The organism is Fervidicoccus fontis Kam940, assembly GCF_000258425.1.
GTDB lineage: Archaea > Thermoproteota > Thermoprotei_A > Sulfolobales > Fervidicoccaceae > Fervidicoccus > Fervidicoccus fontis.
Genome location: NC_017461.1, coordinates 757,121 through 769,145, shown reverse-complemented (window position 1 = coordinate 769,145; position 12,025 = coordinate 757,121). Strand labels below are relative to the sequence as shown.

Below are 12,025 nucleotides of genomic sequence, written 5' to 3'. Positions count from 1 at the left end.
TAATGGTGTATTGCTATTGCAAAACTATTGTAGCAATTTAAAAATTTATGTTTACAGAATTAGTGAAGATTACTATAAGGCCAGCACAGCTGTGAAGTTGTACAAGCTGAAGGTTGCGACTAGAGTGGGAGATCCTAGAAAGCTGAGAGGGAAATTTATTGTCTTAGATCCTTTCTCTCAAAAAGTTATTTCAAAGGACGATATTTCGTATAATTTAAACGGAATATTAGTCGTTGATAGGTCATGGAATAAAATTCTTGAAAAAGGAGGAGAAGTTTTTCCATTTAAGTTTGGTGTAAGAAGAAGATTGCCTATATTTATCGCTTCTAATCCTATAAATTATGGCATTGCGTATAAACTAAGTAGTGCGGAAGCTCTGGCAGCCGCTTTGATAATTTTGGGTTGCATAGAGAGGGCAAAGGAAATACTCTCGTATTTTAAATGGGGAGAAAACTTTTTCTCTTTAAACAGTAAGTTGATAATTGATTATGTGAAAGCAAGTAACGAAAAAGATGTGTTGGAAATAGAAGAAGAGTTCATAAAAGACATACAAGGTAGGTAGCTTTGATATATGTTGAAGCTGGTAGCAGATTGCATTTAGGTTTTTACAACATTAAAGAAGGGAATTGGTTTTATGGAAGCTTAGGTGTTTATATTGAAGAGCCAAAGACAATCGTAAAAATTGAGGAGAAAAAAAGCGATGAATACAAGAAAGAAGAAGCTAAAATATTCCGTTATCACCTGAATATATGTGGAGAAGGGAATGTGTCATATAGCATTGTGACATCTCCTCCAAGTCAAAAAGGTCTAGGGTCTACGACTCAGCTATCCCTTTCTATAGCTAAAGGTTTATCTGTGATATGCAGTAAAAAAATAAACTTGAAGAAAATAGCAGTTCTAGCCGGCAGAGGGACGATATCTGGAATAGGCATATATGGCTTTATTTATGGGGGATTTTTGGTAGACAGTGGTAGGTTCAGTAAAGAGAATAAACTGGAACCTCCGTCAAAAGTTAAAGACCTCCCACAACTCATTACAAGGATATCATTTCCTTATGGATGGAAAGTAGTAATAATAGTACCTAGAAAAAAAATAGGTTTGAAGGAAGAAGATGAAAAATTTATGCTGAGTCCGAATGAAGAAAAAGAACTTGGAAGAAAACTAAGGCTATCTCTTTGGGAAAAAACAATAAGAGGCTTGATTTCTAAAAATATTGGGCTTTTTGGAAAAGGGATTGAAGACATACAGAAACACATGGGCGAGTATTTCAGTAAATATCAAGGCGGAGAATTTTCTTCTGAAGAGACAGAAAAGGCAGTCGAAGTTTTAAGGCATTCAGGCACAGTAGGTATAGGTCAAAGCAGCTGGGGACCTGCCGCATATGGTTTTTACGAAGTTGAAAAAGAAGAAGAAATCAGAAAAAAGATAGAGAAAGAAATTTATAAAAAAGATATAGATGCAGATGTTTATTTTTCTGGAATAAGAAATCACGGATATAAGATCAGAGAGAAACTTTGAAGAAACACAAGAAATCTTTAATGGAAAAACAACCATTTTAGGAATTCACGATTCATAGGATCGACATTATATCAAGCTATCTGCTTGATTATTGTATTATTGACTTTATTATTTCAGATTTAATATCGCTAAAGTATATTCTAATTTTAAGGCCGTCTTTCTTTTTGTATTTAATTTTAACTATTAGTTAAAATTGAATAAAAGCATATTATTTAAATATGATGACATAGAAATAATATATAGGTGGAAAATTAAATGCCATCTGCAATTGTACTAATTAATGCAGAAATTGGAAGTGAAGAAGAAGTATTCAATGATATAACAAAAATAAATGAAGTAACAGAAGCTTACGTAGTATATGGAGTTTATGACGTAATCGCGAAGGTTGAAGCAGATACTATGGATAAACTTAAAGAAATAATCGCTTCACATATAAGAAAACTGCCTAAAGTAAGATCTACCCTTACAATGATAGTTGTTGAGGGGAAGGAGCTAAAGAGGAAGTGAAGCATTTAGCAATAACACTTGATGGTTACGATACTAACTTTTCTGGGTGTACAACCCATTACACAATTTTTTTAATTAAAAAAATTTTAAAGGAGATAAATGGAGCAAAATTAGTTAAAGGACCTTATTTGGTTAGGCTTAATCCTAACATCCCTCTAAAAACTAGAGGAAACGCGTCTGTTTCATTTCTTGTTGATGTCAGTAGCGGATCATCTGTAGAAAAAATTTTGTCGTTGCATAGAAGATACTCAGAGAAATATTCTAGCACAAACGAAAGAAATGGAAAGGGGACAATACTAATTTCTGAAGATCCGGTAGATATCGTCAAAAAAGAAGCGTATAACATTTATAAAAAAGCACTTTCAGATTACGTTCCTATAATAGAGGGAATAAGATTTGCAGACAAGTTTGGCTTGGTATTTGAAGGAGAAAAGAGCATTATAGGAGCGGTTTCTGCATTAGGATATATGTACAGCGGAGATGACTCAACTTTCGAACTTTTAGCATATAGAATGCCAGGAGAAACCGGAGAGAGAAAGATAGATAATTTAACTGCAGGAAAAGTTTTACTTTCGTATAAAACTCTTTTTAACAATTTTGACGAGAAAAGAAAACTTTTAGTTGCTTCACCGAAGGGTCCAGATCCCGTGCTTATAGGCATAAGAGGATATGAGCCTAAAGATATGGTTGATGCATTCTATAAACTGAAGATAGAAGAAAAAATTTGGGAATGGTGCATTTTTAAGACAAACCAGCATACTGATGCACATAAAGTTTTCAGAAGAATAAACGATCTAAGAGTATATCAAGCTGCTTACATATATGGTACTGTAACTAAAAAGCCGGAGGTAAAGAAAGGAGGACATGTATTAATTGAAGTTTCTGATGGAAGCGGAACTATCGATGTAATTTTTTACTCTGAAACTAATCCGATGAATGAGATAGCTTCTAGGTTAAAGGAAGGTGATAACATAGGAATATTGGGAGGAGCCGTTGAGAAAAAGGATGAAGGTATTATATTTGAAGCCGAAAAACTATGGGTATACTTTCTATCCCCGACCGTAAAGGAGCTTAATCCTCTGTGTCCTAAGTGCGGAAAAAGGCTTAAAAGTGCTGGAAAAGGAAAGGGATATAAATGCGATAATTGTGGATTCAAAACTTCAGAAAAGTTGGAAAAGATAAAAATTATCGAAAAAAGGGACATTTTATTTGGCCCATACACTCCTAGAAGTGGCAGGATAAGACACTTGGTGAAACCGGCTTCTCTAGAAAGTATAGTTCTTCCTAAGGCTAATGATGATATAGGGAATAGAACATGCTCATTTTAGAATTTATAAAGATGGACGCTCAAGAAACCTCACATTGTATCGAGAAAATGAATGGGCAAAGGTTTTAAGTAATTTGGTTCGTGATTAAAATCGTGGAATATTTACCTGCGAAAAGGGGAGCGGTGAGACTTCTGAACCCCTAGATGAAGTTGCGGGCGTGAAGCTCTAATTGAAAACCTAACCCTCATACCCTTCAGGGCAGATAGCTCACATAAACCCAGATAAACACATAAAAATTTCTTACAAGAAGGATTTTAAAATTTCAGAAGGATCTCTGATCATCTCATTTCTCTGCAGAGTAAAAAATATTCGTGAATAAATGCAGAGAACCTACTAGTTCCCTGAAAGACCCTTTTCTCTTTAAGATTGGGAAAAGGTTAAAAAAAAGGAAAAATTATTAAATAAATAAAGTTATATCCGCTTTAGACATTTTTTCTATCCAAGTTGCAGCGCCAATTATATCGTCTACTAGTTCAAGATCTTCCTTTTTAACGTTCCATATGCTAGCTGCTGCTGAACACGCATAAATTTTGACACTTCCATTTTCCTTTGCTTCTTTAATTATATCGAACCATGAAGGGACATTTAGCTCTTGCAATCTTTTTGCCACTTCTGGAGCCTTGTCCTGGAATTCGCTAAAGTTCATGTTTTTCTTTACAACGTCCTTCTTAAATGCATATACTCCCCATAGTTGGAGAAACAGCTCAACTTCATATCCCATTGCTACTGCTCCGCTAACTAGCATTGCCAATCCAGTTAATCTATCTATACTTCCAGAAAATACCGCTACAGCCATTTTAGTCAAGATTCTCACCCTCTCATTTTTAATATAAAAAATAAATTTTTTTATTAATAAAGATAATTTTTTACTTTTTTTACATTTTTTTTAAAAAAATTTAATTTTTTTAAAATTATTTTAAAAATTTGTATAATAACAATAAGTTCAAATAATTAGAAAATAAAAATTATAATTAAGGTGTAAATAATGCAAGTTATACCTTTAAAAATCCCAGAAGGATCAAAGTTGCCTGACTTTGTTATTTCCTTTATACAAGTAAATGGTTTAAAAGGAGGATATTTAGTAGGTATTGGCGGCTTGGAAGAAGTTGAAATAGGCGTTTTAAATAGAAAAACGAACCAGTATGAAGTTTCTAAATTCACTAGAAATGGAGACAGCACCATAGAATTACTTTCAATTACAGGTAACTATTTTGTGAAAAGCGATGGCAATATTGCTTTTCATGCGCATGCAACTTTTGCTACTGGGCATGAAAAGGTTGCAGGAGGGCATCTAATTTCCGCCAAAGTTTCCCCATACGTTGAGTTATTTTTAGTAGAAACAGGTATTCAAGTTAAAACCGCATTTAAGCATAGAGATTCTCAATAATTTTTTAAAATTCGACAAATTTATAAAGTTTTTTTCAGAAATTGTCTTAAGATTTTTGGTAATTGGAGGGAATATTTGTTGGACGAGGATGCCGAAACATATATAGAATTGTACGGAGAGTACGTATCATTAAAAGAGCTGACGATTGCATCTCTTATTTCAATAGCTTTTGCATTTTTACTTTATTACTTTGCACCTTATATTGCGATGAGATCTAACCCCTCTCTCATTAACGCGTTGAAGATAACTTTAGGAGCAATAGGTGCATCTATAGGCTTTTTGATTTCTATACCAATTACAAAAGTTAAAAGAGTAATTATCGAGGAGAATTAACATGGATGTTGCATCCATAATCATTTACTCTACCGTATTAGCTGCTATTTCTTCAATAATTTACATTTTTATAGGAATTTTGCCAGGAACAGATGAAACAGCTACAATGGCGCCAGTAGCTTTAGCTCTTTTGCTTGCAGGTCTTGATCCGATTGTGGTATTAGCGTGGTTTATGGCTTCTATAGTTGCATTCAAGATTGCAGACGCTATACCTGTGGCCTTAGCTGGGATCCCAGGAGGAGTGATGGCGGTTCCACAAGTTCCAGATGCCTTAGTTGCGAAAGAGCATGGCCTAGCAGATACTTTACTAAGAAAGGGGAATTCAGCCGCTCTAGTTGCAGCCATAACTGTTACTATATTCGTTTTAGTGGTCTCTTATGTGTTAATGCCGCTGGGGGCTTGGTTAAATACAACAGATCTAATTATGAGCGTCAAGGTGGCAAGATGGTTCTGGCTAATATTGGGTGGCGTTATCTTTTTAGCGGTTACTTCTAAAAACAAGTTGCTTGGTCTATTTGCAATACCAGCATTTGCAATTCTTGTTCAGGGTATAAGAGGAGTTTATGGAAAGCCCGTCAGCATTAGCTTATTTCTTGGGATTACAATTGGTCCTATAATTTACGAAATATTCACCTCTCTTAATGGTGAACTAAGAAAGAGCATGGAAAAGAAAGGCAAAAAAATTGTGAAGCTTTCAAAGGTAGGAAAAATAAGCATTAATCCCTTTAAAAACTTAACCAAAGAAGAAATTCTTCATATTTTTATATGGTCGCCCATAAGCTCTATTCTAGCAACTGTCATGTCCCCTGTCGGGCTTACAATATTAATTGGAGATACACTGAGGGAGACTAAAAGGAATAGGCTTCAAGGCTCAGTCCTTGCCTATACTGTTAGAGAAGGAATTAAGCTAGGAACGTATATAGGTGGGACTCTTATACCTCTCTTAGTAATAGGAGCGGCTACAGGTCCAATGAGCGCAGGACCAGCTGCACCATTTTTCCAGATGATACCAACAATAAACGATAAACCATTTCACTACATTCTTACTCATTATTCTTATTCCTTCATTGTACTAATAGCGATCTATTCAGTCATTATTAGCCTTGCAATCTCTTACCCCCTTATAGTGAAGTATTCAAGAAGGCTAACGTTATTCGTTTTTAATAGGATTTCCGCAGAGTCCCTTTACGGACTATTTGTCGCTATAGCAGTATTATTAGCATATTATGACGCAGGAATTCCAGGAATTTTTGGAATGTTGCTTGTAAGTGTTATTTCTGGGGCACTTAACAAGCTTGGTGTTTCTCTTGGTGTTTTATTTATGACGCTAGTTGGAGCATCAATTATTGTAGCTCTTCTTGCGGCGATATGAAAAGGTGGTTTATATGAATAAAAAGGTAATTGCATCTGCACCTGGAAAAGTAACTCTCTTTGGCGAACATGCTGTTGTGTACGGCTATCCCGCATTAGTAGTATCTATAGACAAGAGAATTTATGCTATTGCAGAAAAAAGAAATGATGATGTAATAAAGATTAATGCTAGAGACCTAAGGGTTCCAGGTATTGTAATTTCTTATATAGGCAATGAGGTTGTACTTGAAACTGATTATGGACTCATACTTCCAGCAATAGCATATATAAACAAAGCCATAGAAGTCACTTCAAAATATATTGGAACCAAAGCTGGAGTTAATATTGAAATAAGATCAGAGATGCCTGTCGGTGCAGGGCTTGGAACATCGGCTGCAGTTGCGGTGAGCACAATAGCAGCTTATGCATATGTAAATGAATATGAGCTTAAAAAAGAAGAAATAGCGAACTTAGGATGGCAGGTAGAAAAAGAAGTCCAAGGAATAGCCTCTCCTATGGATACATCCATTACTGCTATTGGAGGATTTTTGAAAATTAAATACATCGATAAAACCGTTGAAAGGACCCCCATTGAAGTCAAAGAAGAGATTCCTCTCCTTATAGGCTATGTAGAAAGGGAAAGCAGAACAAAAGACATGGTAGCAATGGTAAGAAAAAAGATAGAAAGCTATCCAGAAATATATATGAAAATCATGGAGCTTATAGGAAATACTGTAGAAAAAGCGGAAAGCGCACTTCTCAATAACAATCTTCATGAGCTTGGAAGCTTCATGAACCTAAATCATTCATTGTTAGATGCTTTAGGAGTATCAACACGAAGGTTAAATGAGCTAGTTTATGTGGCTAGAGATGCTGGAGCGTATGGATCTAAGCTTACTGGAGCTGGTGGGGGAGGATGTGTAATTGCATTAACGCCTGAGAATCAAGATGTTATTGAAACAGCTATGAAGCTTCATGGAACTCTAACTTTCAGGACTAAATTAGGAACCGATGGAGTAAAAATAGAAAGCGTGGAAATTTAAGCCTTATTTATTTTTTTAATTATTTCTGAAAGGAATGACAAAGATCTGATCGCATATGCTTTTTTACCAAGCTCAATATAGTTAGCGTTCAGATCTCTCTTAATCAAGAACCCGTACATTCCTGAAGATATTGCTCCGACAAAGTCGTTTTCCAGCGAATCCCCGATATGGCCAAGCTCGTTCAGACTTACATTAAGCCTTTTGCTAGCAATTTGGAATATTTCTTTACTTGGCTTTTGGTAACCGACCTCATCCTGAAATATTGTAGCATCGAAGTAATCAAGCAATCCATTGCGCTTCAAAATAAGCCTTGTTATCATACCAGGCCAAAATAAAACATTTCCAACCAATCCAATTTTCATTCCCATTTTTTTAATTTCATGTATAGAACTTATAGAGTCTTCAAAAGCAAGAGAGCATATCTCTTCGCTTTCGATAATCTCAATTACACTGTTAAATAAATCCTCTTGGTTTTTTAGTCCAAGTCTGTTTGAAAAATATTCGGCAGTATCGTAGATTATATTCTTAAACCCACCCTCGAGTCTGATCTTAATTGCATCTCTATCAATGCTCATTATATTCTTAAAAACTTCCTCACCACTTTTCCCCAGCTTTTTACCTATATTTATTGATAGCAATTGATAAAATTTATCTTCATTGAGTATTGTATCCCATACATCAAAAGTTAAAGCTTTAATCAAGGGTATCACCATATTATATTCGATATATATTCATTAAAATAACTGCAATAAATTAAAACTACTAATGTGCTTATTAGCTACTTTGTTTATAATTATGAAGTTCTATATATATATTCAATATTTTTTATCTTTATCCGTAAATACCTTAATGAGAGTGAGTAAGAGTGAGATATGATGCCTTTCAATGCCAAAGAGGAAAACAGCAAAGAATTCTGCAACTTTAAAATTTTAGTAGCAGGAAGCCCAAACGTAGGCAAGTCGACATTCTTCAATACAGTTACAGGAGAGAGCGTGTCAGTAGCAAATTGGCCTGGGACAACTGTAGAGAAAAAAGAAGGAAGAGTAAGATATAATGGTAATGTCTTATGCTTTTCAGACTTGCCTGGCACTTATAACCTTTCTTCTTTTTCACCTGAAGAGAGCATAACGCTTGAAAATATATTAAATGGTAAATGGGATGCGATACTAATACTCGTAGATTCCTTAGATTTAATAAAATCGCTTTATTTTGCAGCGCAGGTTCTTGAACTTTACTCTAACGCAATCCTTGCATTTACGAAAAGTGACATTACCCATAGCAAGGGAATACATATAAGATATGATGGAATTCAGAGAGAATTGGGAGTTCCATTAATTCCAATATCCTCTTTGACAAAGTCAGGTATAGACGAGTTGCTTAAAGAGATTTTATCGATAAATAAAAGCAAAAAAGAAGGAAGTTTAAACATAAATTACCTGTCACTAGAGCCATTTATTAAAGAGCTGGAAAATGCTCTTATTCCATTTAAATCAAAGCTTAAATGGAGGTTAAGATGGATAGCTATTAAGCTTTTAGAGCAAGACGAGCTTGTAGAAAAATATGTTCTTAATGCTTTAGGTAGTGATGAAATAAAGAAAAAGGCTGAAGAGCTTATTAAGAAATATATAGAAAACTACAACAGAACTCCTAGAGAAGTAGTAATATCTAGAAGGTATGATTTTGTTGAAAAAATTGTAAAAGAGAACGTTGCACAAAAAGCTGTAGAAAAGAAACCTTCTATGATCGAAAGAATATTCTTTGTTCCAGTATTGGGATTTTTGTTTTCAATTTTGATTTACTTTACGATTTTTGCTATAGCATTTACAATCAACATAGGTTTTCCTTTAAATGTAATATTCAAATACGTAGGACTTGAAAAGGTTGGCGAGCTTTTAGAGAACTATAGTTTAAGCGGTATAATATCTGAAGGTTTTAATAGGCTCTCTGCAACTCTCTTTCCGTTTTTATCTTTATACGTGCCTAATTGGATTGCCTCATTGATTTGTGATGGAATAATACCGGGCGTTGGTGCTGTGTTAAGCTTCTTGCCACTAATAATGACTACCTATGCGTTATTAGGCGTTTTAGAAGATTCTGGATTAGGTATCAGGATCGCATTATCTTTCGATAGGTTTTTTAAAATCTTTGGACTTACCGGAAGGTCTTTATTCCCGCTTACTTTATCTTTGGGTTGTAATGTTCCTGGTGTGCTTTCAACTAGAAGCTTAGAAGATAAAAATGAGCGCCTTTCACTAATTTATTCCGTCCCTTTTGTGCCATGTCAAGCGAGACTAGTTATCATAATGGCATTTGTATCGGTATTTTTCACATCTCCTATTTTAGGAGCTTCTGTGATGGTCTCTATATACGCAATTTCCATACTTATAGCCCTTTTATCTGCGCTATTGATTAGAAGGTTTATTTTAAAAAGCAAAGAACCATCTGAAATGATAGCGGAAGTCCCTCCGATACATAAACCTATAGTAAAAGTCATTTGGTGGCATGTTTGGGACAACAGCAAGCATTTTCTTAAAAAAGCAGGTACTATTATATTTGCACTTTCTATAGTTGTTTGGTTTCTTCTAAACTTTTCGCCGAGCGGAAATTATGCTCCATCAATAGAAGACAGCATTGCATCATATATTGGAAGCTTCCTATCTCCAATTGGCAAAATGTATGGAATGAATGACGTTACTGCATGGAAAACCGCTTTTCTTTTTGAAACAGGCATTGTGGCAAAAGAAGGATTTTTAGAAACGTCAGTCTTGCTCAGTGGAGGAAATGTGAGTGTAAATGAAGCTATAAGTGCCTTAGGATATTCTGCACCTCAAGCATATGCAGTACTTCTTGCAGCTACACTTTATGTTCCCTGTATTGCTACGCTTTCTGTTTTATATTCAGAAACCAAGTCTATAAAAGGGGTCGTTGCAGTAACTGGCTATATGATAAATGTTGCTATCGTAGTATCGTTCATATCATATAAGTTGCTCTCTCTTTTTGTGTGAATAATAATGATAAAATTGTGAGAAAGCTGACAAAGTTTTAAAATAAAATAGCATTTTAATTTACTTTGCTTATTAATTTCTTCATTTTTAAGAAAATCAAATTTCTTATAAGAGTTAGGAATCTGACCTCCTAATTACCCTAAATTGCAGGAGGGATTCAGATCTCATATAAGTTCATATTAGTTGATGCATCCCTTCTTGGTTCTGCATATGGCTTAAAGGCTTTCGAGAGCAAGGTATTTGGAGAACATGTTTATGCATGCAACAATATCCTAAAGCATCTGAGGGCTCTATAGATTTTATCGCGAAGCATCTAAAGAAATTCTACAATCTTCTCACCGCTGTTCTCTGGAAGGGCTCTTTTCCCTTCACAGAGCAGCTCAACTCTAGAATTCAAATGCGGAGAGATTTATAAATAGCAAAAAAACATTAACATCAAAATATAAACTTTTATGAAACTCAAAACAGCTTGTCGAGGCATTGCAATCTAAAGCCTCGAATTTTAAGAGGAAGATGAAATATGAATATTTTTAAAGATTTTAATTTCTATTTATGCATAATGATCATCTATGCAGTACAGTGAGAATGTCGAAGAAATATTTAAAGTATAAGAAGATTTCTTCCCTAATTTTAAAGAAAGCCTTTAATTTTGATATTTAAAAAAAGAAAGTGTATTTATAAAATTTAAGCTTTTTCTACCTTAATTGCAGAAACAGGACAGCTCCCTGCGGCAGAATTAGCACATTCTTCTAAGCTTTCATCTACTTCTCCTGCTCCTAAATCTCCTCCAACTCTAAACTTTTCAACAATTGAACTCTTGCCGTCGTTAGGATTAAGCTCAAATACGTCAGGACAAAGGTTTGCACATACTCCACAACCAATGCATGTGTTTCTATCAATTGTTACTTTTACTTTTGCCATTCTATAACACCTACTATTATTTAGATGTTTAACGTTATAAAATAATATTATCAATAAATATTAATTTTTCTTTTGACTATCCAATAAATTTCCAGAAATTATTTCTGTAGTTTTATCAACTCTACTTAAGAATATTGCGATATTTTTTCACAATTAGTAAACTGTTATGTTTATAAAAAACCTATAGGGGAATGAAGACTTTTATTATAAGGAGCATACCTATAATTGAGAGCACAGCATTTAATAAGTTATTATCTGTACGAACTAACTTTAAACCAATACTTTTATTTGATAGAGGCCAAAATAGATATACTCCCATTTTTGTAAGCATATCAAGAATTAAATGAAGCCCATATGAAATTACTGCTGAAAGGTATATAAGTATTTCCGATTCTGATGTTAGCTGGTAATCAATCAGATAATTGTAGCTTAAAACTACTGCTATAGCAGGAATCAGTAAGAGTGCAAATATATTGTGGAATAATTTTCTATGATTATTTTTTAAGTCTAGGTCGGGGAATATTGAAAAAATCACAATGAACAATATTGAAATTTGGGAAATTTGACCAAAAAGGGAAATGATATATAGCGATAGACCTGTTCCAAAAAGAAGATGAGTCTTTTTTTGCATAG

Annotated in this window: 13 protein-coding genes; 9 read left to right on the top strand and 4 right to left on the bottom strand. The window is 34.3% G+C overall.

Annotated features, from left to right (window positions below):
- Positions 1-16: 16 nt before the first annotated feature.
- The 4 genes from FFONT_RS03990 to FFONT_RS03975 all read left to right on the top strand — a co-directional run bounded on the left by FFONT_RS03990 (position 17) and on the right by FFONT_RS03975 (position 3,353).
- On the top strand, positions 17-562 hold the full coding sequence (locus tag FFONT_RS03990; RefSeq protein WP_158308310.1) for a DUF367 family protein: 546 nt from the start codon (positions 17-19) through the stop codon (positions 560-562).
- Positions 563-564: 2 nt separating this feature from the next.
- Positions 565-1,518, top strand: coding sequence for a beta-ribofuranosylaminobenzene 5'-phosphate synthase family protein (locus tag FFONT_RS03985; RefSeq protein WP_014557946.1), 954 nt, complete (start codon positions 565-567; stop codon positions 1,516-1,518).
- 255 nt (positions 1,519-1,773) lie between these two features.
- Positions 1,774-2,025 (top strand): Lrp/AsnC family transcriptional regulator, encoded by a 252-nt coding sequence (locus tag FFONT_RS03980; RefSeq protein WP_014557945.1) that lies wholly within the window; start codon positions 1,774-1,776, stop codon positions 2,023-2,025.
- Positions 2,022-3,353, top strand: coding sequence for a tRNA(Ile)(2)-agmatinylcytidine synthase (locus tag FFONT_RS03975; protein ID WP_014557944.1), 1,332 nt, complete (start codon positions 2,022-2,024; stop codon positions 3,351-3,353). The genes FFONT_RS03980 and FFONT_RS03975 overlap by 4 nt, the downstream gene beginning before the upstream one ends.
- Before the next feature lie 397 nt (positions 3,354-3,750).
- On the opposite strand, the gene FFONT_RS03970 is transcribed toward FFONT_RS03975, so the two are convergent.
- Positions 3,751-4,149, bottom strand: coding sequence for a DsrE/DsrF/DrsH-like family protein (locus FFONT_RS03970; protein WP_014557943.1), 399 nt, complete (start codon positions 4,147-4,149; stop codon positions 3,751-3,753).
- A gap of 189 nt (positions 4,150-4,338) precedes the next feature.
- Between FFONT_RS03970 and FFONT_RS03965 the strand changes: the two genes are divergently transcribed.
- From FFONT_RS03965 to mvk, 4 genes are all read left to right on the top strand, one after another.
- Positions 4,339-4,740 (top strand): PPC domain-containing DNA-binding protein, encoded by a 402-nt coding sequence (locus tag FFONT_RS03965; protein WP_014557942.1) that lies wholly within the window; start codon positions 4,339-4,341, stop codon positions 4,738-4,740.
- A 78-nt stretch (positions 4,741-4,818) separates the two neighbouring features.
- Entirely contained in the window at positions 4,819-5,073 is a 255-nt protein-coding gene (locus tag FFONT_RS03960; RefSeq protein WP_014557941.1) for a hypothetical protein, read from the top strand.
- Position 5,074: 1 nt separating this feature from the next.
- The gene (locus FFONT_RS03955; RefSeq protein WP_014557940.1) at positions 5,075-6,445 is read left to right on the top strand and encodes a tripartite tricarboxylate transporter permease; all 1,371 of its coding nucleotides are present in this window, start codon (positions 5,075-5,077) and stop codon (positions 6,443-6,445) included.
- Between the two features lie 13 nt (positions 6,446-6,458).
- Positions 6,459-7,466: a mevalonate kinase gene (gene mvk / locus FFONT_RS03950; RefSeq protein ID WP_014557939.1), complete on the top strand. Its 1,008-nt coding sequence runs from the start codon at positions 6,459-6,461 to the stop codon at positions 7,464-7,466.
- Here mvk and FFONT_RS03945 read toward each other — a convergent pair.
- Positions 7,463-8,167: an HAD family hydrolase gene (locus tag FFONT_RS03945; RefSeq protein WP_158308309.1), complete on the bottom strand. Its 705-nt coding sequence runs from the start codon at positions 8,165-8,167 to the stop codon at positions 7,463-7,465. The genes mvk and FFONT_RS03945 overlap by 4 nt on opposite strands.
- 174 nt (positions 8,168-8,341) lie before the next feature.
- Here FFONT_RS03945 and feoB point away from each other — a divergent pair, with 174 nt between their 5' ends.
- Positions 8,342-10,471 carry a ferrous iron transport protein B gene (feoB, locus tag FFONT_RS03940; protein ID WP_158308308.1) on the top strand — a complete coding sequence of 710 codons (2,130 nt, stop codon included), beginning with the start codon at positions 8,342-8,344 and terminating at the stop codon, positions 10,469-10,471.
- 684 nt (positions 10,472-11,155) lie between these two features.
- Here the strand turns inward: feoB and FFONT_RS03935 are convergent.
- Both FFONT_RS03935 and FFONT_RS03930 read right to left on the bottom strand, forming a co-directional pair.
- Positions 11,156-11,392 carry a ferredoxin gene (locus tag FFONT_RS03935; protein WP_014557936.1) on the bottom strand — a complete coding sequence of 79 codons (237 nt, stop codon included), beginning with the start codon at positions 11,390-11,392 and terminating at the stop codon, positions 11,156-11,158.
- A gap of 181 nt (positions 11,393-11,573) precedes the next feature.
- Complete coding sequence (locus FFONT_RS03930) at positions 11,574-12,023, bottom strand: metal-dependent hydrolase (RefSeq protein ID WP_014557935.1); 450 nt, start codon at positions 12,021-12,023, stop codon at positions 11,574-11,576.
- Between the last annotated feature and the right edge of the window lie 2 nt (positions 12,024-12,025).

Coding starts and splice junctions, on each gene's coding strand:
- FFONT_RS03980 (WP_014557945.1), top strand. CDS start 1,774: ATGCCATCTGCAATTGTACTAATTAATGCAGAAATTGGAAGTGAAGAA.
- FFONT_RS03935 (WP_014557936.1), bottom strand. CDS start 11,392: ATGGCAAAAGTAAAAGTAACAATTGATAGAAACACATGCATTGGTTGT.
- FFONT_RS03965 (WP_014557942.1), top strand. CDS start 4,339: ATGCAAGTTATACCTTTAAAAATCCCAGAAGGATCAAAGTTGCCTGAC.
- feoB (WP_158308308.1), top strand. CDS start 8,342: ATGCCTTTCAATGCCAAAGAGGAAAACAGCAAAGAATTCTGCAACTTT.
- FFONT_RS03970 (WP_014557943.1), bottom strand. CDS start 4,149: ATGGCTGTAGCGGTATTTTCTGGAAGTATAGATAGATTAACTGGATTG.
- FFONT_RS03955 (WP_014557940.1), top strand. CDS start 5,075: ATGGATGTTGCATCCATAATCATTTACTCTACCGTATTAGCTGCTATT.
- FFONT_RS03930 (WP_014557935.1), bottom strand. CDS start 12,023: ATGCAAAAAAAGACTCATCTTCTTTTTGGAACAGGTCTATCGCTATAT.
- mvk (WP_014557939.1), top strand. CDS start 6,459: ATGAATAAAAAGGTAATTGCATCTGCACCTGGAAAAGTAACTCTCTTT.